This is a genomic window from Streptomyces calvus (assembly GCF_006782915.1).
Classification (GTDB): domain Bacteria; phylum Actinomycetota; class Actinomycetes; order Streptomycetales; family Streptomycetaceae; genus Streptomyces; species Streptomyces calvus.
On record NZ_VCNP01000009.1, the window covers coordinates 152,096 to 174,841 of the forward strand.

Genomic DNA, 22,746 nt, shown 5'->3' on the forward strand with positions numbered 1-22,746 from the left:
CGGCGTCCGGGAGAGGTTTCCGGGCGCCGCGCGCGTCGTGCGGCGGTACGCGCTTGCACCCATTCGCGTCATTCGAGAGGTGAACTCGCCACCGCCGCAAGGACTTTCTCGGCTACATCTCTTGACGGCGGGGGGACCGCAGAGCACATTGACGGCAGTTGAGAGCGCTCTCAGCGATGTTCCGGGCTCTCGAACTCACCTCGCACAGGCCATCCGAACCCGAGAGGGCATCCCCACATGAGAGACACCTCCGGCACTCCCCGCATGCTGCGCAGACCCCGGCCCCTGCGGCGGGCGCTGCTCGCGGTCGTCAGCACGCTCGCCCTCGCGGCGGGCGCCGCCACCGCGGCGAGCCCGTCCGCGAGCGCCTCCGTGCCGCCTCCGCCGTCGGGCTGGACGCAGGTCTTCGCCGACGACTTCGACGGTCCCGCGGGCAGCGGTGTCAACACCTCCAACTGGCAGTACGCCACCGGCAAGGGCTACCCGGGCGGCCCCGCCAACTGGGGCACCGGCGAGATCGAGACGATGACGTCCAGCACGGACAACGTGTCGCTGGACGGCAGCGGCAACCTCCGCATCACCCCGCGCCGCGACGCCTCCGGCAACTGGACCTCCGGCCGCATCGAGACCAACCGCACCGACTTCCAGCCCCCGGCCGGCGGCAAGCTCCGCGTGGAGAGCCGCATCCAGGTACCGAACGTCACCGGTGCCGCCGCCAAGGGCTACTGGCCGGCGTTCTGGATGCTGGGCGCCCCCTACCGGGGCAACTACTGGAACTGGCCCGCGGTCGGCGAGCTGGACATCATGGAGAACACGCAGGGCAACAACACCGTGTTCGCCACGATGCACTGCGGCACCTCGCCCGGCGGCCCGTGCAACGAGACCAGCGGCATCGGCGGCTCGACGACCTGCCAGGGCACCACCTGCCAGGCCGGCTTCCACACGTACCGGATGGAGTGGGACCGCTCCACGAGCGTGGAGGAGATCCGCTTCTACCTCGACGGCGTCAACTACCACACCGTGCGGGAGAACCAGGTCGACGCGACGACCTGGTCGAACGCCACGGACCACGGCTTCTACATCATCCTCAACGTGGCGATGGGCGGCGGTTTCCCGGACGCCTTCGGCGGCGGCCCGGACGCGGGCACCCAGCCCGGCCACTCGATGCTGGTCGACTACGTGCAGGTGCTGTCCTCCGGTGGCGGCGGCACCACTCCCCCGCCGACCGGCAACCGCGACGCGTACAGCGCCATCCAGGCCGAGTCCTACGACGCCCAGTCCGGTGTGATGACGGAGTCGACCTCGGACTCCGGCGGCGGCCAGAACGTCGGCGCGCTGGCCAACGGTGACTGGCTGCAGTTCAAGGGCGTCAACTTCGGCTCGAACGCGGCCCGGCAGTTCTCCGCGCGGGTGGCGAGCGGCGCCGGCGCGAACATCAGCGGACTGGTCGAGGTGCGCCTGGACAGCCGGAGCAACGCGCCCATCGGCAGCTTCGCCGTGGGCAACACCGGCGGCTGGCAGTCCTGGCGGACGATCCCGGCGAACATCAGCAACGTGACCGGGACGCACGACGTCTATCTGACCTTCACCAGCGGCCAGCCGGCGGACTTCGTGAACGTCAACTGGTTCACCTTCGGCCACTGAGCACCCCCCCCCACACCGGCCCTCTGCGGCCGGGCAGGAGGGCCCCACGCACGCGTGGGGCCCTCTTTCGCGTGCCCGGCCCGCGGTTGCCGGTGCGGCGCGCTGGTCAGCGCAGCTCGGCGCGGAACGCCGCCGGGGTCGTGTCGGTGTGCTGGTGGAAGAACTTGGAGAAGTTGGCCGCGTCCGGGAACCCGACGGCCGCGCCGACCCGGCCGATCGGCAGGTCGGTGTGCGCGAGGAGCCGCTTGGCCTCCAGGACCACGCGTTTGTCGATGAAGCCCTTGGGCGTCTCGCCGGTGGCGGCGCGCACCGCGCGCACCAGGGTCCGCCGCGAGTAACCGAGCGCGTCGGCATAGGCGCTGACGCTGTGGTTGGTGGCGAAGCCGTGCTCCACCGCGTCCCGGAACCGGGTGAAGGCGGTGCCGGAGCGCTCGCGGTCCGCCTCGGCGGAACTGGCCGCGAGATGGGCGAGGCGCAACAGGAACGCGGTCAGCGAGTGCCGCAGCACGGCCGTGTGCAGGCTCAGCGGCAGGGTGGCGGTGTCCTCGTACTCGCGGCGCAGCTGGTCCAGGGCGGCCCGCAGCGCGGCGAGTTGCGCCGGGTCCGGGTGGAGCAGGGGCTGCCGGTCGTAGCGGTAGAGGCCGGTGGCCTCGACGGTGGCGCGGGGCAGGAAACCGGGCTGCATGGCGAGGACGGTTCCGCGGTACTCGCTGCCGCGCGAGAAGCGGTGGACCTGCCCCGGGCGGATCCACAGCAGGTCGCCCGCCGCGGCCTCGTGCTCGGTGAAGTCGATCATGTGCCGGACCGGTCCGGCGTCGAACAGCATCACGATGTGGAAGTCGATGCGGTGCACCCGGTCCAGCGGTGCGTCGGCGCGCCAGGTGCGGTCGGGGCCCATCGGGGCGATCTGCATGCCGACGCCGAGGACGCTCCGGTCGACAGGGAAGGGGAAGGTTCTGATCCCGTCACCGTCGTCGTCCCCGCCGTCCGGCCCTCCGCTCCGCGGGTTGCTGCCTGCCATGTCTCCCATGTCCGTCTTGTGTATGCCGCGCCCACCTCGATCGTGCGCCCGGTGTCCCACTTTCACCACAGGCTGGCACACCCCGACCTTCCCGCGAAAAAGTCAGACTTTTACTTTTGAACGCGCAACAGGAGCTCTCCCGCTCGGATCGAGGATTTCTTGAAGATGAGCACGCAGACACCGCACCCGCTGAACTGGACCGACCTGGACCGGCGTGCCGTCGACACCGCCCGCCTGCTGGCGGCCGATGCCGTGCAGCGGGTCGGCAACGGCCATCCCGGCACCGCGATGAGCCTGGCCCCGGCCGCCTACACGATCTTTCAGAAGGTGATGCGGCACGATCCGGCCGACCCCGAATGGACGGGCCGCGACCGCTTCGTCCTCTCGCCGGGCCACACCTCGCTGACCCTCTACACCCAGCTGTACCTGGCCGGCTACGAACTGGACCTGGACGACCTCAAGGCGTTCCGCACCCACGGCTCCAGGACGCCGGGGCACCCGGAGTACGGCCACACCGCCGGCGTGGAGACCACCACCGGGCCGCTCGGCCAGGGCGTCGCCAACGCCGTCGGCATGGCGATGGCCGCCCGCTACGAACGGGGCCTGTTCGACCCGGACGCCCCCGAGGGGCAGTCGCCGTTCGACCACACCGTCTGGGCGGTCGTCTCCGACGGCGACCTCCAGGAAGGCGTGTCCGCCGAGGCGTCCTCGCTCGCCGGCCACCAGCGGCTCGGCAACCTCGTCCTGCTGTACGACGACAACCACATCTCCATCGAGGGCGACACCGCCACCGCCTTCTCCGAGGACGTGCTCAAGCGCTACGAGGCCTACGGCTGGCACGTGCAGCGCGTCGAGCCGCGGGAGGACGGCGACATCGACGTGCACGCCCTGTACGCGGCGCTGACCGCGGCGCGCGCGGAGACCGGGCGGCCCTCCATCATCGCGATGCGCACGATCATCGCGTGGCCCGCTCCGAACGCGCGGAACACCGAGGCCTCGCACGGCTCGGCCCTCGGCGCCGACGAGGTCGCCGCCACCAAGCGCCTCCTCGGCTTCGACCCCGGGCGGAGCTTCGAGGTCGAGGCCGACGTCCTCGCCCACACCCGCCGGGCGCTGGACCGGGGCGCCGAGGCGCACGCCGCCTGGGACAAGCGGATCGCCGACTGGCGCGAGGCCCACCCCGAGCGTGCCGGGCTGTTCGACCGGATCGTCGCCGGACGGCTCCCGGACGGCTGGCAGGACGCGCTGCCGGTGTTCGAGCCCGGCAAGGCGGTCGCCACCCGGGCGGCGTCCGGGAAGGTGCTGCAGGCGCTCGGCGCGGTGGTGCCGGAGCTGTGGGGCGGCTCGGCCGACCTCGCCGGTTCCAACAACACCACGATCGACAAGGGCAGCTCCTTCCTGCCGGCGGGCAACCCGCTGCCGGAGGCCGACCCCTACGGCCGCACGATTCACTTCGGCATCCGCGAGTTCTCGATGGCCGCGGCGATGAACGGCATCGCGCTGCACGGCAACACCCGCGTCTACGGCGGCACCTTCCTGGTGTTCTCCGACTACATGCGCAACGCCGTCCGCATGTCCGCCCTGATGCAGCTGCCGGTGACGTACGTGTGGACGCACGACTCCATCGGCCTCGGCGAGGACGGCCCGACGCACCAGCCGGTCGAGCACCTGGCGTCGCTGCGCGCCATTCCGGGTCTGAACGTCGTCCGCCCGGCCGACGCCAACGAGACCGCGATCGCCTGGGCGGAGATCATGAAGCGGCACGCCACCCGTCCGGCCCCGCACGGCCTGGCGCTCACCCGTCAGGCCGTACCGGTGTACGCGCCGAACCCGGACGCGGCCAAGGGCGGCTACGTGCTGGCCGAGGCGTCCGGCGGGACCCCGGACGTGATCCTCGTCGCCACCGGCTCCGAGGTCCAACTCGCCGTCGCCGCACGGGAGGTGCTGGAGGGCGAGGGCGTCGGTACCCGGGTGGTGTCGATGCCGTCCGTGGAGTGGTTCGAGGAGCAGCCGCGGGCGTACCGCGAGCGCGTCCTGCCGCCGTCCGTGAAGGCCCGCGTTGCGGTCGAGGCCGGAGTGGGACTGACGTGGTACCGGTTCACGGGTGACGCAGGACGCATCGTCTCCCTCGAACACTTCGGCGCCTCCGCCGACGCGCAGACCCTGTTCGCCGAGTACGGCTTCACCACCGACCACGTCGTGGCCGCCGCCAGGGAATCGCTGGCCGCCGCGCGCGGCTGACGCGACCGCGAGAAAGAAGATGATCACTGTGAGCGAAGCGACCGCGACCGCGGGAGCACTGAAGCGGCTGGCCGACGAGGGTGTGTCGGTGTGGCTGGACGACCTCTCCAGGGAACGGATCGCCTCCGGCTCTCTCGCCGGACTGGTCGAGTCCGGGACCGTGGTGGGTGTCACCACCAATCCGTCGATCTTCCAGGCGGCCATCGGCTCCGGCGCGGGCTACGAGGAGCAGCTCGCCGACCTGGCCGTGCGGGGCGTCACCGTCGACGAGGCGGTGCGGATGACGACCACCGCCGACGTGCGGGCCGCCGCGGACGTCCTGCGGCCCGTGTACGAGGCGACCGGCGGACGGGACGGGTGGGTCTCCATCGAGGTGGACCCGCGGCTGGCGCACGACGCGCGGGCGACGGCCGCCGAGGCCCGGCAGCTGGCCTGGCTGGTCGACCGGCCCAACGTGATGATCAAGATTCCGGCCACCGAGGCCGGTCTCCCCGCGATCACCGAGGTGATCGGCGCCGGGATCAGCGTCAACGTGACCCTGATCTTCTCCCTGGAGCGCTACCGCCAGGTCATGGACGCCTATCTGGCCGGTCTGGAGCGGGCGCGCGCCGCCGGGCTCGACCTGGCCGCGATCCACTCCGTCGCGTCCTTCTTCGTCTCCCGCGTCGACCGCGAGATCGACAAGCGGCTGACGGTGCTGGGCACGGACGAGGCCCTGGCCCTCAGGGGCCGGGCGGCCCTGGCCAACGCGCGACTGGCCTACGAGGCGTACGAGAGCGTGTTCGGCTCCGCCGACGGTTCGACCGGGCCCGGCGACCGCTGGTCGGCGCTGGCCGGGGACGCGGGGGCGAACGAGCAGCGCCCGCTGTGGGCGTCCACGGGGGTGAAGGACCCGGCGTACCGGGACACCCTGTATGTGGAGGAACTGGTCGCGCCCGGCACCGTCAACACGATGCCCGAGGCGACGCTGCGGGCCACCGCCGACCACGGGGTGGTCCGGGGCGACACCGTCACCGGCGGTTATGCCGGGGCGCGGGCCGATCTGGCCGCCGTGGAGCGGCTCGGGATCCCGTACGACGAAGTGGTGCGGCAGCTGGAGAACGAGGGCGTCGCGAAGTTCGAGGACGCCTGGCAGGAGCTGCTCGACGCGGTGGCGAAGTCGCTCGGCGACAAGGGAGTTGACGCGGAATGACGGACGAGACGACCCAGCCGGCGGTGGCCGAGGAGGAGCAGGTGACGGACGCCCGGACGAGCCCGCCGCAGGAACCGGCCGACGGCCCGACGGTTCCACCACAGGAACCGGCGGACGTCGGATCGGCCCTCCCCGCGCCCCCGGCCGACTGGTCCAACCCGCTGCGCGACCCCCAGGACCGCAGGCTGCCCCGGGTCGCCGGCCCGTCCGGGCTGGTGATCTTCGGTGTGACGGGCGACCTGTCCCGCAAGAAGCTGATGCCGGCCGTGTACGACCTCGCCAACCGGGGTCTGCTGCCGCCGGGCTTCTCGCTGGTCGGGTTCGCCCGCCGGGACTGGGAGGACCAGGACTTCGCGCAGGTGGTGCACGACGCGGTCAAGGAGCACGCCCGCACGCCGTTCCGCGAGGAGGTCTGGCAGCAGCTCTCGGAGGGCATGCGGTTCATCCCGGGCGACTTCGACGACGACGCGGCCTTCGAGGCGCTGCGCGCGGCCGTCGAGGAGCTGGACGCCTCCCGCGGCACCAGCGGCAACTACGCCTTCTACCTCTCCGTGCCGCCGAAGTTCTTCCCCAAGGTGGTCGAGCAGCTGAAGAAGCACGGGCTGGCCGACGCACCGGAGGGCTCCTGGCGGCGCGCGGTGATCGAGAAGCCGTTCGGGCACGACCTGAGGTCGGCCGAGGAGCTGAACGCGATCGTGCACGAGGTGTTCGACCCGGAGCAGGTCTTCCGGATCGACCACTACCTCGGCAAGGAGACCGTGCAGAACATCCTGGCGCTGCGCTTCGCCAACCAGATGTTCGAGCCGATCTGGAACCGGTCCTTCGTGGACCATGTGCAGATCACCATGGCCGAGGACATCGGCATCGGCGGCCGCGCCGGCTACTACGACGGCATCGGCGCCGCCCGCGACGTCATCCAGAACCACCTGCTGCAACTGATGGCACTGACCGCGATGGAGGAGCCCGCCTCCTTCGACGCGGCCTCGCTGCTGACCGAGAAGCTGAAGGTGTTCCGGGCCGTTCAGCTCCCGGAGGACCTGGGCCGGCACACGGTGCGCGGACAGTACGCGGGTGCCTGGCAGGGCGGCGCGAAGGTGCGCGGCTATCTGGAGGAGGAGGGCATCGACCCGGCGTCCACCACCGACACCTACGCCGCGATCAAGCTGGGCATCGACAACCGCCGCTGGGCGGGTGTCCCCTTCTACCTGCGCACCGGCAAGCGGCTGGGCCGCCGGGTCACCGAGATCGCGGTGGTGTTCCAGCGGGCCCCGCACTCCCCGTTCGACTCCAGCGCCACCGAGGAGCTCGGGCAGAACGCGATCGTGATCCGCGTCCAGCCGGACGAGGGCATGACCGTCCGGTTCGGCTCCAAGGTGCCGGGCACGTCGATGGAGCTGCGGGACGTGACGATGGACTTCGCCTACGGCGAGTCGTTCACCGAGTCCAGCCCGGAGGCGTACGAGCGGCTCATCCTGGACGTCCTGCTGGGGGACGCCAACCTGTTCCCCCGTCACCAGGAAGTGGAAGAGTCCTGGAAGATCCTCGACCCGATCGAGGAGTACTGGGCGTCTCACGGGCGGCCCGCGCAGTACGCGTCGGGCAGCTGGGGACCCGCGGAAGCCGACGAGATGCTCGCACGAGACGGACGGAGCTGGCGCAGGCCATGAAGATCGACCTGACCGACACCACGGCAAGCAAGGTCAACAAGGCGTTGGTGCAGGGCCGCCGCGCCATCGGCACACCGGCCGTGGGCATGGTCCTGACGATGGTGATCGTCACGGACGAGGAGAACGCCTACGACGCGATCAAGGCGGCCGAGGAGGCCTCGCACGAGCACCCCTCGCGCACCCTGGTCGTCATCAAGCGGCACGCCCGCACCCCGCGTGAGCGCACCCACTCCCGGCTGGACGCCGAGGTGCGGGTCGGCTCGGAGGCGGGCACCGGCGAGACGGTGGTGCTGCGAACCTACGGCGAGGTGTCCGAGCACGCCGACTCGGTGGTGCTGCCGCTGCTGCTGCCGGACGCCCCGGTGGTGGTGTGGTGGCCGTCGGACGCGCCCGCGAACCCCTCGAAGGACCCGCTCGGCGCGCTGGGACAGCGCAGGATCACCGACCTGTACGCGGTCGAGAACCCCATGGACGTCCTCGAGACCCGCAGGCGCACCTACGCGCCCGGCGACACCGACCTCGCCTGGACCCGGCTGACGCTGTGGCGTTCCATGCTGGCGGCGGCGCTGGACCAGGCACGCGCGACGGTGACCTCGGCGGCGGTGGAGGCCGAGGCCGACAACCCGGCCGCCGAACTGCTGGCCCGCTGGCTGGAGGCCCGGCTGCGGGTCCCCGTCGACCGGGTGGTGACCGAGGGCCCGGTCGTCACGGCGGTCCGGCTGGGCACCGCGGACGGGGAGGTCGTCATCGACCGTCCCGAGGGCCCGCTGGCCACGCTGACCCTGCCGGGCCAGCCCGCGCGCCGGCTGGCGCTGAAGGTCCGTGCCACCTCCGAACTCATCGCCGAGGAGCTCAGGCGCCTCGACGCGGACGAGATGTACGCCGTCGCGCTGCGCGGCGAGCACACCGAGGAGACCCCCGCCCATGTCTGACGTCCCCGAGCCGACCCGGCGCCCCGAGTGGGCCGCCCTGGAGAACCACCGCAAGGACGCGCTGCCGCAGCCGGACCTGCGCGAGCTGTTCGCCGCCGACCCGTCGCGCGCCGAGCGCTACGTCGTCCACGTGGGCGACCTGCGCATCGACTACTCCAAGCACCTGGTCACCGACGAGACGCTGGCGCTGCTCGGCGAACTGGCGGCGGCGACCGATGTGTTCGGGCTGCGGGACGCGATGTTCCGCGGGGAGCGGATCAACACCACCGAGGACCGGGCCGTGCTGCCCACGGCGCTGCGCGCGCCGCGTGACGCGGTGGTCGAGGTGGACGGGGAGAACGTGGTGCCGGCCGTGCACGCGGTGCTGGACCGGATGGCCGCCTCCGCCGAGCGGGTCCGCTCCGGCGAGGGGACCGGCCACACCGGCCGGCGCATCCGCAACGTCGTCAACATCGGCATCGGCGGCTCCGACCGGGGCCCCGCGATGGCGTACGAGGTGCTGCGCCCCTACGCCGCGCGCGACCTGACCTTCCGGGTCGTGTCCAACGTGGACGGCGCCGCCCTGCACGAGGCCACCCGTGCCCTCGACCCGGCCGAGACGCTGTTCATCGTCGCCTCGAAGACGTTCACCACCATCGAGACGGTCACCAACGCCACCTCCGCGCGCACGGGGCTGCTGGACGCCCTGGGTGACGAGGCCGCCGTCGCCCGCCACTTCGTCGCCCTGTCGACCAACGCCGGCAAGGTCGCCGACTTCGGAATCGACACGGCCAACATGTTCGAGTTCTGGGACTGGGTCGGCGGACGCTACTCCTACGCCTCGGCGATCGGCCTGTCCCTGATGATCGCCATCGGCCCGGACCGCTTCCGCGAGATGCTCGACGGCTTCCGCATCGTCGACGAACACTTCGTCAACGCCCCCGCCGAGGCCAACGGCCCGCTCCTGCTGGGCCTGCTGGGCATCTGGTACAACAACTTCTTCGACGCGCAGTCGCGCGCGGTGCTGCCGTACTCGCACTACCTGTCGAAGTTCACCGCCTACCTCCAGCAGCTCGACATGGAGTCCAACGGCAAGTCGGTGGACCGCCAGGGCGCCCCGTCACCTGGCAGACAGGACCGGTGGTGTGGGGCACGCCGGGCACGAACGGGCAGCACGCCTACTACCAGTTGATCCACCAGGGCACCAAGCTGATCCCCGCCGACCTGATCGGCTTCGCCCGGCCGGTCGCCGAGCTGAGCGACGAACTGAAGGCGCAGCACGACCTGCTGATGGCCAACCTGTTCGCGCAGGGCCAGGCCCTCGCGTTCGGCAAGACCGCCGAGGAGGTGCGGGCGGAGGGCGTGCCCGAGGAGCAGGTGCCGCACCGCACCTTCCACGGCAACCACCCCACCACCACGATCCTGGCCACCGAACTGACCCCGTCGGTGCTCGGCCAGCTCGTCGCGCTCTACGAGCACAAGGTGTTCGTGCAGGGCGCGATCTGGAACATCGACTCCTTCGACCAGTGGGGCGTCGAACTCGGCAAGGTCCTCGCCAAGCGCGTCGAGCCCGCCCTCACCGAGGGCGCCGACGTCCCCGGCCTCGACCCGTCCACGGCCGCGCTGGTGGCCGCCTACCGCGAACGCAGGAAGTGAACTGACATGCAGATCGGTCTTGTTGGTCTCGGCAAGATGGGCGGCAACATGCGGGAACGCATCCGCAACGCCGGCCACACCGTCATCGGGTACGACACCAATCCGGAACTCTCCGACGTCGCCCACCTGTCCGACCTGGTCGACCAGCTCGCCGGGCCGCGCGCGGTGTGGGTGATGGTCCCGGCCGGCGCCGCCACGCAGCACGTCATCGACCAGCTGGCGAGCCTGCTCAAGCCCTGCGACACCGTGGTCGACGGCGGCAACTCCCGCTGGACGGACGACGAGCGCCACGCCAAGGAGCTGGCCGCCCGGGGCATCGGCTTCGTGGACGCGGGCGTCTCCGGCGGCGTCTGGGGCCTGCAGAACGGCTACGCCCTGATGGTCGGCGGCGACGAGGAGCACGTGGAGCGGCTGAAGCCGATCTTCGACGCGCTCAAGCCGGACGGACCGTACGGCTACGTCCACGCGGGCAAGGTGGGCGCCGGGCACTTCGCGAAGATGGTCCACAACGGCATCGAGTACGCCATGATGCAGGCCTACGCCGAGGGCTGGGAACTGCTCGAGAAGGTCTCGTCCGTGGACCACGTGCGGGAGGTGTTCCGCTCCTGGCAGGAGGGCACCGTCATCCGCTCCTGGCTGCTCGACCTCGCGGTGAACGCCCTAGACGAGGACGAGCACCTGGAGGCTCTGCGCGGCTACGCGGAGGACTCGGGCGAGGGCCGGTGGACCGTGGAGGCGGCGATCGACAACGCCGTGCCGCTGCCGGCGATCACCGCGTCCCTGTTCGCGCGGTTCGCCTCCCGTCAGGAGGACTCGCCGCAGATGAAGATGATCGCGGCGCTGCGCAACCAGTTCGGCGGACACGCCGTCGAGTCGGCGAAGAAGGCGTAACGGACGTGGGGGATCTGCTGCTGGCGCGGCACGGCGAGACGGAGTGGAGCAGAGCGGGCCGGCACACCGGCCGGACCGATCTGCCGCTCACGGCGGGCGGGGAGGCGCAGGCCAAGTCCCTCGCACCGCTGCTGGCCGGGCGGACCTTCGGGCTGGTGCTGACCAGCCCGCTGGTCCGCGCCCGGCGCACCGCCGAACTGGCGGGCCTGACCGGGGCCGAACGGGAACCGGACCTGGCGGAGTGGGACTACGGCGCCTACGAGGGCATCACCACCGCCGAGATCCACCGGACCCGGCCCGACTGGGACCTGTGGACCGACGGGGTGCCGCCCGGCACGGAGTTCGCGGGTGAGTCGCCGGAGCAGGTCGGGGAGCGTGCGGACCGGGTGCTGGCGCGGGTGGCCGGAGCGCTGGAGGAGGGGGACGTGATGCTGGTGGCCCACGGCCATCTGCTGCGGGTGCTGACGGCCCGCCGACTGGGCCTGCCCCCGGCGGCCGGCCGGCTGTTCCGCCTGGAGACGGGCACCCTGAGCCGTCTGTCGCTGGAGCACGGCAGGCCCGTCGTCGCGGAGTGGAACACCCGGCCGTGAACGGATGGGCGTGAGCCGCCCGGTCGTGAACGGGCGGACCTGAACAGCTCGGTCGTGACCAGGCGGACGTGAGCCGCCCGGCCGTCGGGTCGCCCGGCCGTCGGACCGCCCGGCCGTCGGGCCGGTTGTTCTTCAGACGCCCGCGTGCGTCTGTGCCGCGTGCTGGGCGGCCAGGCGCACCGGGGCGTTGCGGGCACCGTAACCGCGGTGTCCGGGGTCGCGCTGGAGGAGTTCGAAGAAGACCCGCCCGACGGTGCGGGTGTAGCAGTGGCGCAGGGCGCCGTGCTCGTCACGGTCGTAGAGGATGCCCAGCTCCCGGTAGGCCTCCAGCTCGCCGTCGGCGAACTCGAAGCGGGCGGCGAGGTCGTCGTAGTAGTTCGCCGGGATCGGCAGCAGCCGGCCGCCCGCGTCGCGGAAACGTCGGGCCGCGGCGACCACGTCGTCGGTGGCGAGAGCGATGTGCTGGGCGTGCACGGTGTCGTCCGTGGGCGCGGCGCCGACGGTCAGGGCGATGCGGACGGTGCCGTCGGCGTTGCTGACCGCGCGGCTGCGCCGCAGGCCGTAGGGGTCGGCGACGTCGACGCTGTCCTCGGCCCGCAGTCCGAGCACGGCGCGGTGGAAGAGCACCGCCTCGTCGAAGTGGTGCCACGGCTGGGTGAGCGCGAGGTGGTCGATGTGCCGTACGTCGGTGGACGCGAAGGCGTGCCCGGTGTCCTCGAAGTCGGCGCGCCAGCCTCCGGGCCGGGTACCGCAGAAGAACAGTTCCGTGCCGTCGGGTGCGGCCACCGCGTCGAGCGGGGCGTCCCCGGGGGCGCGGCGGCGCGGCAGGACGGGCGCCAGCAGGGCCTCCGCGCGGCGGGCGGCTCCGGCGGGGTCGGGTGACTCGAGTCCGACGGCGGCCAGCCGGGTCCCGTCACGGCGTACCGCCGCCCCGGTGTTGACCAGGATGCGGGCCTCGCCCTGCTGCCACAGGTCGACGGGCTTGCCGCGGTGCCGGGCGGTGCGGGCGAAGCCCAGGGCGCGGAGCAGTCCCGCGAGGGGTTCGGCGTCCGGGGTGACGACTTCGGCGAAGGCGAAACCCGTGGGCACCACGGCGGCCGGCGGTCCGGCGACTCCGGCCGCCTCCTGGAGCCTGACCTCTTCCCGGGGGGTGAACTCCGCCCCGGGCGTGGCCTCTTCATGGGGCAGTCGCTCGTCCCGGAGCATGCCCTCGTCCCGGAGCATGCCCTCGTCCCGGAGGGTCACCTCCTCCTGGAGCGTGAGCAGGGAGCGGCGGGCGTCCACGGCGGTGGGGCCCGCCTCGGCCTGCCGGAAGACGTCGTTGAACACCTCCAGCGAGAGCGGCCCGGCGTAGCCGGTGCGCAGCACGTGCCGGACCAGGCCGGCGACGTCGAAACCGCCCTGGCCGGGGAAGCAGCGGTGGTGGCGGCTCCACTGCAGCACGTCCATCGCGGGCAGCGGGGCGTCGGCGAGCTGCAGGAAGAAGATCTTCTCGCCGGGGATGTCCTCGATGCCCCGGGGGTCGCTGCCGCGGGAGAGGATGTGGAAGCTGTCCAGGCAGGTCCCGAGCGCGGGACGACCGGCTGCCTCGACGATCCGCCAGGCGTGGTCGTAGGTGCTGACGTGCCGCCCCCAGGCCAGCGCCTCGTACGCCACCCGGCAGCCGAAGTCGGCGGCCAGGTCGGCGAGTTCGCCGAGCTGCGCGGCGGCGAGGGCGTCGTCGTCGACGGCCGCGGGGTCGACGCTGGAGCAGACCAGGACCGTGTCGCCGCCCAGCCGGCGCGTCACCTCGAACGTGTGCCGGGCCCGGCGCAGGTTGCGGGCGAACACCTCCGCGGGCACGGCCTCGATGTCCCGCAGCGGCTGGTAGAGGTCGACGGTGAGCCCGAGGTCGGCGCAGCGGGCGCGGATCTCCTCGGGGGTGAGGGGTGCGGTGAGCAGGTCGTTCTCGAAGATCTCCACGCCGTCGAAGCCGGCCCGCGCAGCGGCCGTGAGCTTCTCGGTGAGGGACCCGCTGAGGGAGACGGTGGCGATGGACGTGCGCACGTCGGTACCTCTTGCTTCCGTGAACTGCCGGGAACGGTCGGGGACTTCTGCGGGCCTGCCGGCCTGCGGGCCGGGCCACCGGTGGCGGGTTGCGGCGGACGCGCGGCCGGGGTGCGTCACCGGCGCCGGGTCACCGGGGGGCCGCGACGGCGCCGCCGGTCAGCTCCGTGAGGTCGGCGAGCATCCGGGCTGCGTCGGGTTCCCGTCCGGTGAACAGGCGGAACGCGTCCGCGGCCTGGAAGGCGGCCATGCCGCCGCCGTCGAGGGTGGCGCAGCCGGCCGCGCGGGCGGTGCGCAGCAGCTCGGTCTCCAGCGGGCGGTAGACGACCTCGGCGACCCACAGGTCCGGGTGCAGCAGCCCGGCCGGCAGGGGCAGGCCGGGGTGGGCGGCCATGCCGGTGGGGGTGGCGTGCACGAGGCCGCCGGTGCCGTGGGCGGCGGCGAGCAGCGCCGGCAGCCGCTCGGGGAGTGCGGAGGCGGCGCGGCCGGTGCCGAAGGCGCGGTTCAGCGCGGCGGCGAGTGCGGCGGCGCGTTCGGGCAGCGCGTCCACGACGGTGACCCGGCCGGCGCCCAGGGTGAGCAGGGCGTGCGCGACGGCGGCGCCGGCGCCGCCCGCGCCGAGCTGCACCACGCGTTCCAGCGGTGCGTCGGGAAGTCCGCGGGCGAAGGAGGCGGCGAAGCCGGTGACGTCGGTGTTGTGGCCGATCGCGCGGCCGTCCTCGAACACGACGGTGTTGACCGCGCCGAGCGCTTCCGCCCGCGGGTCCAGGGCGTCCAGGTGCTCGACGACGAGCCGCTTGCACGGGTGGGTGATGTTGAGCCCGTCGAATCCGAGAAGCCGTGCGGCACGCAGCAGTTCGCCGACCGCCTCGGGCGGCACGCCGATCGTGTCGAGGTCGAGGAGCCGGTACAGGCAGCGCAGTCCCTGGCGGCCGGCCTCCCGCTCGTGCAGCGCGGGGCTGAGCGACGGGCCGATGCCGGAGCCGATCAGTCCGACGAGATACGAGTCCTTGAGCACCGTGGACCTCCAGGCGGCTCACTAATGTACGAACCAGTACGTTAGCTATATCAGCAGTATCCGTCCCGCGGGAAGACCCGGCGGGCCCGGCTCCGGGCTGCTTCTACAATCACCGGCACCGCACCCACCGGCCCGAAGGAACCCGATGACCAGCGTCGAAGAACCGGCACGGCCCGGCGAGCGCATCCGTGACGCCGCCCGCACCAGGGCCGAGATCCTCGACGTGGCGACCCAGGAGTTCGCGCGGGCCGGCTACGACGGCGCCCGTGTCGACGAGATCGCCGCCCGCACCCGCACCACCAAGCGGATGATCTACTACTACTTCGGCGGCAAGGAGCAGCTGTTCACGGCCGTGCTGGAGCGGGCGTACGGCGTGATCCGCGAGGCCGAACAGCAGCTGGACGTCGACCACCTGGACCCGGTCGCGGCCGTCCGGCGACTGGCGGAGCTGACCTTCGACCACCACGAGCGGCACCCCGACTTCATCCGCCTGGTCGGCATCGAGAACATCCACGGCGCCCAGCACATCGCGGCCAGCGAGGAGCTGGGCCGGATGGGCTCCCCCGCCCTGGACGTGATCCGCCGGATCCTGACGGCCGGACAGGAGTCGGGGCTGTTCACCGCGGACGTCGACGCGGTCGACCTGCACGCGATGATCAGCTCGTTCTGCTTCTTCCGGGTGTCCAACCGGCACACCTTCGGCGCGCTGTTCGGCCGCGACCTGGTGGACCCGGACCGGCGCGAGCACTACCGGGCGATGCTGGGCGACATGGTGATCGCCTACCTGACGGCGGAGCGCTCGGCGGACTGAGCGCGTCACCGGACGCGACGCGACCCCTTGACAGTGAGGACGGCCGGGCGCAGCATCCCTACCCAGCCGCGACTAACTATCCAGTGGGTTAATTAGCGTATCGGCCTCTCCCCTCCGCTCGTCCTCCGCGTACCGTCGTGGAGTCCCCCCGAAGGAGCACGCCGTGTCCGTCCCCGCACCGCCCCACGACGCCTCCCCGCCCGGACAGCCGAGGAAGGCCGCGGCCGCGGCCTGGATCGGCAGCGCCCTGGAGTACTACGACTTCTTCATCTACGGCAGCGCGGCCGCGCTGATCTTCCCGGAGGTCTTCTTCGACGACTCCGACCCGGCCACCGCCACCCTGCTGTCGCTGGCCACGTTCGGTGTGGCCTACGCGGCCCGGCCGCTCGGCGCGCTGTTCCTCGGCCACGTCGGGGACCGGCTCGGCCGTAAGAAGATCATGGTCTTCACTCTGGTGCTGATGGGCCTGTCGACGTTCCTCATCGGCTGTCTGCCCACCCGCTCCCAGGTCGGCACCCTCGCCCCGGTGCTGCTCGTGCTGTGCCGTGTCCTGCAGGGCATATCGGCCGCCGGTGAGCAGGCCAGCGCCAACTCGATGACCCTGGAGCACGCGCCACCGGACCGGCGGGGGTTCTTCACCAGCTTCACGCTCAGCGGCACCCAGGGCGGTCAACTGCTCGCCACGCTGGTCTTCATCCCGGTCGCCGCGCTGCCCGAGGAACACCTGCTGTCCTGGGGCTGGCGGGTGCCGTTCTGGCTGAGCGTCGCGGTCGCCGTCGTGGGCTGGGTGATCCGGCGCCGGCTGGACGAGACACCGGCGTTCGAGCAGCAGACCGCCACCGAGGGTGTGGTGAAGCTGCCGCTGGTGGTGCTGGTGCGCGAGCACTGGGCGGACGTCCTGCGCGTGGTCGCGGGTGCGCTGATCGCCTCCGTCAGCACGATCTTCACGGTGTGGGCGCTGGCGTACGCCACCGGTGACTCGGTGGGCATGTCCCGCTCGTCGATGCTGTGGGTGGGCGCCCTGGCCAATGTCGTCGCGCTGGCCGCGATCCCGTTGTGGGCGGCGCTCTCCGACCGGGTGGGCCGCCGTCCGGTGTTCCTGGTCGGCGCGGCCGGCAGCGCGGTGGCGATGTTCCTGTTCCTGTGGGCGATCTCCACGGGCAGTTATCCGCTGACGCTGGTCCTCGGTGTCCTCGCCTTCGGTGTCGTCTACAGCGCCGCGAACGGTGTGTGGCCGTCCTTCTACGGGGAGATGTTCCCGACCCGGGTCCGGCTGTCGGGCGTGGCGATCGGCACCCAGATCGGTTTCGCGGTGGCCGGCTTCGCGGTCACGTTCGCCGCGCAGATCGCCGGCCCGGACGGCGACGACTGGTTCGCGGTGTCGCTGTTCACGGCCGCCCTGTGCGTGCCGCCGGTACTCGCGGCGCTCACCGCCCGGGAGACCCACCGCACCGCCACGGAACGGCTCGGCGAGCGCGTGCCCGGCTCGGGGACGGAACGGCCGGCGAAGGTGACGGCCTGACCGTTGGCCCCTCTGACCTGCCGCACCTGCTGACGAGCAGGAGCGACGCGCTGCGGCCGCGCACGGAAACGTGCGGCGGCCGCACACGTCCCGGGCCGGTCCCGAAGCGAGCCCCGGACCGATCAGGGATCGGGGCCGGGACCGGTCGGGGATGGGGACGGGCCAAGGAAACGGGACCGGGACCGGTCGGGACCGGGACCGGGACCGGTCAGAGATCGGAACCACTACCGGTCGGGGAGCGCGATCGAGGCCGTCCGGCATCGGATGGAGATCGTGGCCGGCCGTCAATCGGGACCGGGACCGGTCGGGAATCGGGACCGAGACCGGCCGGGAATCCGGACCGGGACCCGTCGGGAATCGGCACCGGGAGCGGTCAGGAACCGGGACCGGGGCCGGGACCGGTCAGGAATCGAGAAGCGCAGGTGGCCGCGGCGCGCCTAGCCTAGCCTTGGCGCGGCACCGCGGCCGGACCCCGTCGGACGGACGGCGGGCCGTGGCCGCGACCGTGACCATGACCTACGACCCGCAGCCGCACGCACCCGTCGCGGCCGGTCGTACCGAGCCGGGGAACGCCGGCGGGGGCCGTGACGGCGGGCCCCGCCCGACGGATGGAGAACGATGAGCAGGGCCACGAGGGCGGACCAGGGGCCGGCCGAGCCGCACGCCGCCGACAGCCACGACCTGATCCGCGTGCACGGCGCGCGGGAGAACAACCTCAAGGACGTCAGCGTCGAACTTCCCAAGCGGCGGCTGACCGTCTTCACCGGTGTGTCCGGCTCGGGCAAGAGCTCGCTCGTGTTCGACACGATCGCCGCCGAGTCGCAGCGGATGATCAACGAGACGTACAGCGCCTTCCTGCAGGGGTTCATGCCGACGCTGGCGCGGCCCGACGTCGACGTCCTGGACGGGCTGACCACCGCGATCACCGTGGACCAGCAGCGGATGGGGTCCGACCCGCGCTCCACGGTCGGCACCGCCACCGACGCCAACGCGATGCTGCGCATCCTGTTCAGCCGGCTCGGCAAGCCGTACTTCGGCCCGCCCGGCGCGTTCTCCTTCAACGTCGCCTCCGTGCAGGCGAGCGGCGGGTTCACCGTCGACCGCGGCGCCGAGAAGACCAAGACCGAGAAGGTGTCCTTCAGCCGCACCGGCGGCATGTGCACGCACTGCGAGGGCCGGGGCACGGTCTCCGACATCGACCTCACCCAGCTCTACGACGACTCCAAGTCGCTCTCCGAGGACCCGTTCACCATCCCCACCTACACCGGGGGCGGCTGGGTGGTGCGGGTCATCGCCGAGTCGGGCTTCTTCGACCCGGACAAGCCGATCCGCGAGTACACCAAGAAGGAGCGGCACGACTTCCTGTACCGCGAGCCGACCAAGGTGAAGATCAACGGCATCAACCTCACCTACGAGGGCCTGATCCCCAAGCTGCAGAAGTCGATGCTCTCCAAGGACCGGGAGGCGATGCAGCCGCACATCCGGGCGTTCGTGGACCGGGCGGTCACCTTCACCACCTGCCCCGAGTGCGACGGCACTCGGCTCACCGAGGGTGCCCGCTCCTCGAAGATCAAGGAGATCAGCATCGCCGACGCCTGCGCGATGGAGATCAGGGACCTGGCGGAGTGGGTCCGCGGACTCGACGAGCCGTCGGTGGCGCCGCTGCTCACCGCACTCCAGCACACCCTCGACTCGTTCGTGGAGATCGGCCTCGGCTATCTGTCGCTGGACCGCGCGTCGGGCACCCTGTCGGGCGGTGAGGCGCAGCGCGTCAAGATGATCCGCCATCTCGGCTCCTCGCTCACCGACGTCACCTACGTCTTCGACGAGCCCACGATCGGTCTGCACCCGCACGACATCCAGCGGATGAACAACCTGCTGCTGCGCCTGCGCGACAAGGGCAACACGGTGCTGGTCGTGGAGCACAAGCCGGAGGCGATCGCGATCGCCGACCATGTCGTCGACCTCGGTCCCGGCGCCGGCGCGGCGGGCGGCACCGTCTGCTTCGAGGGCACCGTGGAGGGTCTGCGGGCCAGTGACACCGTCACCGGGCGCCATCTGGACGACCGGGCCTCGCTCAAGGACACGGTGCGCGAACCCACCGGCAAGCTGCCGATCCGCGGCGCGACGGCGAACAACCTCCAGGGCGTCGACGTCGACATCCCGCTCGGCGTGCTCACCGTCGTCACCGGTGTCGCCGGCTCCGGCAAGAGCTCGCTGGTGCACGGGTCGATCCCGGCCGACGAAGGGGTGGTCGCGGTCGACCAGACGCCGATCCGCGGCTCCCGGCGCAGCAACCCGGCGACGTACACCGGGCTGCTCGACCCGATCCGCAAGGCGTTCGCCAAGGCCAACGGTGTGAAACCGGCGCTGTTCAGCGCCAACTCCGAGGGCGCCTGCCCCACCTGCAACGGCGCCGGTGTCCTCTACACCGACCTCGGGATGATGGCCGGCGTCTCCACCACCTGCGAGGACTGCGAGGGCAAGCGGTTCCAGCCGTCGGTGCTGGAGTACCGGCTCGGCGGGCGCGACATCAGCGAGGTCCTCGCGATGCCGGTGACGGACGCCGAGGAGTTCTTCGGCACCGGCGACGCGCGCACCCCCGCCGCGCACCGCATCCTCCAGCGGCTCAGCGACGTCGGCCTCGGCTACCTCACCCTCGGCCAGCCGCTCACCACGCTGTCCGGCGGCGAGCGGCAGCGCCTGAAGCTGGCCACCCACATGGGCGACAAGGGCGGCGTCTACGTGCTGGACGAGCCGACCACCGGCCTCCACCTCGCCGATGTGGAGCAGCTGCTCGGGCTGCTGGACCGGCTGGTCGACTCCGGCAAGTCGGTCATCGTCATCGAGCACCACCAGGCCGTGATGGCGCACGCCGACTGGATCATCGACCTCGGTCCCGGAGCCGGCCACGACGGCGGCCGCATCGTCTTCGAGGGCACTCCCGCCGATCTCGTGGCGGCCCGCTCGACCCTCACGGGCGAGCATCTCGCGCAGTACGTCGGCGCCTGACCCGCGGCCGGCGCCGGGGCCCGCTACGCCCCGGCGCCCCGCGGGATGCCGTACGCCCGTTCCACCCGGAGCCGCAGCACCAGCCGGCGGTCGCGGACCATGGCGGCGCGGTAGTCGTCCCAGTCGGGGTGCTCGCCGCGGAGGTCGCGGTACAGCCGGACCAGTTCCTCCACCGTCCCGTCGTGCGGGTCCCCGGCGACGGGCGACAGGTCGGCGGTGCCCTCGGCGACCGTGTAGGCCCAGCGGTCCCGGGTGGTGACGTGGTAGGAGGCCCGGGGGTCGCGCCTCAGGTTGCGGGTCTTGGCCCGGTCGTCCGTGAGCGAGACACGGATGATCCGCTCGTCCGGGTAGTAGACGTGCATGACGTTCGACAGCTGGGGCCGTCCGTCGCGTTTCAGCGTGACGAGCACTCCTCCCCTCTCCTCGGAGAGCAGACGGAGCAGTGCGTCCTGTGCGGCGTCCTGAGTCATGACACGGTCAACAACGCGTCGCGGCCGGGCGTTCCCGGCACCCGCCCGGTGACGAGGTCTGAGGCGGCCCTGGCGGGGTATGCCGGACTCACCTGGACGAACACGTGATCCAAGGAGAGCGATGGCAGTGCTGCGGCAGGAGACCGGTCCCGGGGAGGCCGGGCTGGACGCGGGGGCGCTGGAGCGTCTGGACCGGCACTTCGCCCGCCGGGTCGACGAGGGGCAGCTGCCCGGGTTCCTCGTGGCGGTCGCCCGGGGCGGCCGGGTCGCGCACCTCACGGCGTACGGGGCGCGGGACGTGGCGGCCGGGCTGCCCGTGGAGAGCGACACGCTGTGGCGGATCTACTCCATGACCAAGCCGGTGACGGCGGTGGGCGCGCTGATGCTGGTGGAGGAGGGCCGGCTGTCGCTGGACGATCCGGTGGGCCGTCATCTGCCGGAGTTCGCGGAGCCCCGGGTGTACGAGAGCGGCTCCGGCGACGAGGTGCGCACCCGTCCGGCCTCCGGGCCGCTGCTCGTACGGCATCTGATGACGCACACGGCGGGCCTGACGTTCGCCTTCTACCACGCCCATCCGGTGGACGCGCTGTACCGGGCGGCCGGGCTGGAGTCGTCGGTGCTGCCGGGTTCGGATCTCGCCCGGACCACGGAGGTGTACGCGAGTCTGCCGTTGCAGTTCGACCCGGGCACCCAGTGGAACTACTCGGTCGCCTCCAACGTGCTGGGGCGGATCATCGAGGTGGTGTCCGGGCAGCCGCTCGACACGTACCTCGCCGAGCGGGTCTTCCGTCCGCTCGGCATGACCGACGCCGGGTTCCGGGTCACCGACGAGCAGGCGGAGCGGCTCGCCGAGCTGTACGGGCAGTCCGACGGCGGCGGCCTCGAGCCGATCGCGGGACTGCCGCTGCGGGGGCGGCCCCGCTTCCTGTCCGGCAGCGGCGGCATGGTGGCCTCCGCGCACGACATGCACCGGTTCATGGAGATGCTGCGCCGGCGCGGCGAACTCGACGGCGTCCGGCTGCTCGCCCCGGGGACCGTGGACCTGATGACCCGCAACCACCTGCCGGGCAACGCCGATCTGCGTGCCTTCGGCAGCCGGCCCGCGCACGACGAACCCGGCAACGACGGGGTCGGCTTCGGACTCGGCGTCTCGGTCGTCATCGACCCGTCCCGCACCCGGGACCCCTCCGCACGGGGCAGTTACGGCTGGAGCGGCGTCGCCACGACCACGTTCTGGGTCGACCCGGGCCGCGACCTGACCGTGCAGTTCTACACACAGGTGCGGCCCCGGTCCTCCCACACCGTCTTCCGTGACCTCAAACGGCTGGTGCACGAGGCGGTGACGGGCTGACGGGCGTCAGGACAGGTGCGCCACCGCGTCCAGGTGCGGCAGGTGGTGGTCGAGGCGCTCCCGCTTGGTGCGCAGATAGGTGATGTTGTTCTCGCACGGCGGGATGAGCAGCGGCACCTGTTCGGTGACCTGGATGCCGTGCTGCACCAACGCGTCCCGTTTGCGCGGGTTGTTGGACATCAGCCGCACCGACCGTACGCCGAGGTCCCGCAGGATGCCCACGGCCACGGCGTAGTCGCGGGCGTCCACGGGAAGTCCGAGCGCCAGGTTGGCCTCGACGGTGTCCAGTCCTTCCGCCTGCAGGGCCATCGCGTGCAGTTTCGCGAGCAGGCCGATGCCGCGGCCCTCGTGGCCCCTCAAGTACACGACCACGCCCGCGCCTTCGGCGACCACCGCGCGCAGCGCCGACGCCAACTGCTCGCCGCACTCGCAGTGCCGTGAGCCGAAGGCGTCCCCGGTGAGGCACTCCGAGTGCAGCCGGGTCAGCACGTCCTCGGCGCCCGGATCCCCGTACACCAGGGCGACTTGCTCCTCGCCCCGGTCGTGGTCGAGATAGCCGACCGCCTGGAACGTCCCGTACACGGTGGGCAGCGGCGCATTGACGACGCGTTCCACGCCGGTCCGCCGGGCGGGCTTCTTGCCGAGTACGCCTACTTTTTCTGTCATGATTCTCGCGTTCCTAAGCAGAGACGAAAGGCCGTGA

16 protein-coding genes and 1 pseudogene are annotated in these 22,746 nt (G+C 72.0%); 12 read left to right on the forward strand and 5 right to left on the reverse strand.

The features are described 5' to 3' along the window. Positions 1–237: 237 nt before the first annotated feature. Entirely contained in the window at positions 238–1,644 is a 1,407-nt protein-coding gene (locus FGW31_RS04040; RefSeq protein WP_142191929.1) for a glycoside hydrolase family 16 protein, read from the forward strand. Between the two features lie 106 nt (positions 1,645–1,750). Here FGW31_RS04040 and FGW31_RS04045 read toward each other — a convergent pair whose 3' ends face one another. Then, a complete protein-coding gene (locus FGW31_RS04045; RefSeq protein WP_142191986.1) occupies positions 1,751–2,665 on the reverse strand; it encodes a helix-turn-helix domain-containing protein in 915 nt (304 codons plus the stop codon). A 165-nt stretch (positions 2,666–2,830) separates the two neighbouring features. Here FGW31_RS04045 and tkt point away from each other — a divergent pair, with 165 nt between their 5' ends. The 7 genes and pseudogenes from tkt (at position 2,831) to FGW31_RS04080 (ending at position 11,813) form a co-directional block, all read left to right on the forward strand. After that, complete coding sequence (gene tkt, locus FGW31_RS04050) at positions 2,831–4,906, forward strand: transketolase (RefSeq protein WP_142191930.1); 2,076 nt, start codon at positions 2,831–2,833, stop codon at positions 4,904–4,906. Positions 4,907–4,925: 19 nt separating this feature from the next. Next, positions 4,926–6,098 carry a transaldolase gene (gene tal / locus FGW31_RS04055; RefSeq protein WP_142191931.1) on the forward strand — a complete coding sequence of 391 codons (1,173 nt, stop codon included), beginning with the start codon at positions 4,926–4,928 and terminating at the stop codon, positions 6,096–6,098. Next, complete coding sequence (gene zwf / locus FGW31_RS04060; protein WP_142191932.1) at positions 6,095–7,765, forward strand: glucose-6-phosphate dehydrogenase; 1,671 nt, start codon at positions 6,095–6,097, stop codon at positions 7,763–7,765. The genes tal and zwf overlap by 4 nt, the downstream gene beginning before the upstream one ends. Further along, positions 7,762–8,697 carry a glucose-6-phosphate dehydrogenase assembly protein OpcA gene (opcA, locus tag FGW31_RS04065; RefSeq protein ID WP_142191933.1) on the forward strand — a complete coding sequence of 312 codons (936 nt, stop codon included), beginning with the start codon at positions 7,762–7,764 and terminating at the stop codon, positions 8,695–8,697. Before zwf ends, opcA begins: the two co-directional genes overlap by 4 nt. Next, positions 8,690–10,332: pseudogene (pgi, locus tag FGW31_RS04070) on the forward strand (glucose-6-phosphate isomerase). Before opcA ends, pgi begins: the two are co-directional and overlap by 8 nt. 6 nt (positions 10,333–10,338) lie before the next feature. Next, on the forward strand, positions 10,339–11,223 hold the full coding sequence (gnd, locus tag FGW31_RS04075) for a phosphogluconate dehydrogenase (NAD(+)-dependent, decarboxylating) (RefSeq protein WP_142191934.1): 885 nt from the start codon (positions 10,339–10,341) through the stop codon (positions 11,221–11,223). Positions 11,224–11,228: 5 nt separating this feature from the next. Continuing rightward, entirely contained in the window at positions 11,229–11,813 is a 585-nt protein-coding gene (locus tag FGW31_RS04080; protein ID WP_142191935.1) for a histidine phosphatase family protein, read from the forward strand. 132 nt (positions 11,814–11,945) lie between these two features. On the opposite strand, the gene FGW31_RS04085 is transcribed toward FGW31_RS04080, so the two are convergent. Beyond that, entirely contained in the window at positions 11,946–13,859 is a 1,914-nt protein-coding gene (locus tag FGW31_RS04085) for a bifunctional sugar phosphate isomerase/epimerase/4-hydroxyphenylpyruvate dioxygenase family protein (protein ID WP_142191936.1), read from the reverse strand. A gap of 130 nt (positions 13,860–13,989) precedes the next feature. Next, positions 13,990–14,877 carry a shikimate dehydrogenase gene (locus tag FGW31_RS04090; RefSeq protein ID WP_142191937.1) on the reverse strand — a complete coding sequence of 296 codons (888 nt, stop codon included), beginning with the start codon at positions 14,875–14,877 and terminating at the stop codon, positions 13,990–13,992. A 145-nt stretch (positions 14,878–15,022) separates the two neighbouring features. Between FGW31_RS04090 and FGW31_RS04095 the strand changes: the two genes are divergently transcribed. The 3 genes from FGW31_RS04095 to FGW31_RS04105 all read left to right on the forward strand — a co-directional run bounded on the left by FGW31_RS04095 (position 15,023) and on the right by FGW31_RS04105 (position 20,222). Next, positions 15,023–15,688 (forward strand): TetR/AcrR family transcriptional regulator, encoded by a 666-nt coding sequence (locus FGW31_RS04095; RefSeq protein ID WP_142191938.1) that lies wholly within the window; start codon positions 15,023–15,025, stop codon positions 15,686–15,688. Between the two features lie 163 nt (positions 15,689–15,851). Next, a complete protein-coding gene (locus FGW31_RS04100; protein WP_142191939.1) occupies positions 15,852–17,210 on the forward strand; it encodes an MFS transporter in 1,359 nt (452 codons plus the stop codon). 618 nt (positions 17,211–17,828) lie between these two features. Further along, positions 17,829–20,222 (forward strand): ATP-binding cassette domain-containing protein, encoded by a 2,394-nt coding sequence (locus FGW31_RS04105; protein ID WP_142191940.1) that lies wholly within the window; start codon positions 17,829–17,831, stop codon positions 20,220–20,222. 23 nt (positions 20,223–20,245) lie between these two features. Here FGW31_RS04105 and FGW31_RS04110 read toward each other — a convergent pair whose 3' ends face one another. Further along, positions 20,246–20,692: a TIGR03618 family F420-dependent PPOX class oxidoreductase gene (locus tag FGW31_RS04110; protein ID WP_142191941.1), complete on the reverse strand. Its 447-nt coding sequence runs from the start codon at positions 20,690–20,692 to the stop codon at positions 20,246–20,248. Positions 20,693–20,813: 121 nt separating this feature from the next. Here FGW31_RS04110 and FGW31_RS04115 point away from each other — a divergent pair, with 121 nt between their 5' ends. Continuing rightward, entirely contained in the window at positions 20,814–22,043 is a 1,230-nt protein-coding gene (locus tag FGW31_RS04115) for a serine hydrolase domain-containing protein (protein ID WP_142191942.1), read from the forward strand. Between the two features lie 6 nt (positions 22,044–22,049). Here FGW31_RS04115 and ribA read toward each other — a convergent pair whose 3' ends face one another. Next, on the reverse strand, positions 22,050–22,709 hold the full coding sequence (gene ribA, locus FGW31_RS04120; protein WP_142191943.1) for a GTP cyclohydrolase II: 660 nt from the start codon (positions 22,707–22,709) through the stop codon (positions 22,050–22,052). Positions 22,710–22,746: the final 37 nt, after the last annotated feature.

Coding starts and splice junctions, on each gene's coding strand:
- gnd (WP_142191934.1), top strand. CDS start 10,339: ATGCAGATCGGTCTTGTTGGTCTCGGCAAGATGGGCGGCAACATGCGG.
- FGW31_RS04095 (WP_142191938.1), top strand. CDS start 15,023: ATGACCAGCGTCGAAGAACCGGCACGGCCCGGCGAGCGCATCCGTGAC.
- FGW31_RS04105 (WP_142191940.1), top strand. CDS start 17,829: ATGAGCAGGGCCACGAGGGCGGACCAGGGGCCGGCCGAGCCGCACGCC.
- tal (WP_142191931.1), top strand. CDS start 4,926: ATGATCACTGTGAGCGAAGCGACCGCGACCGCGGGAGCACTGAAGCGG.
- FGW31_RS04040 (WP_142191929.1), top strand. CDS start 238: ATGAGAGACACCTCCGGCACTCCCCGCATGCTGCGCAGACCCCGGCCC.
- ribA (WP_142191943.1), bottom strand. CDS start 22,709: ATGACAGAAAAAGTAGGCGTACTCGGCAAGAAGCCCGCCCGGCGGACC.
- FGW31_RS04045 (WP_142191986.1), bottom strand. CDS start 2,665: ATGGCAGGCAGCAACCCGCGGAGCGGAGGGCCGGACGGCGGGGACGAC.
- zwf (WP_142191932.1), top strand. CDS start 6,095: ATGACGGACGAGACGACCCAGCCGGCGGTGGCCGAGGAGGAGCAGGTG.
- FGW31_RS04110 (WP_142191941.1), bottom strand. CDS start 20,692: ATGACTCAGGACGCCGCACAGGACGCACTGCTCCGTCTGCTCTCCGAG.
- tkt (WP_142191930.1), top strand. CDS start 2,831: ATGAGCACGCAGACACCGCACCCGCTGAACTGGACCGACCTGGACCGG.
- opcA (WP_142191933.1), top strand. CDS start 7,762: ATGAAGATCGACCTGACCGACACCACGGCAAGCAAGGTCAACAAGGCG.
- FGW31_RS04115 (WP_142191942.1), top strand. CDS start 20,814: ATGGCAGTGCTGCGGCAGGAGACCGGTCCCGGGGAGGCCGGGCTGGAC.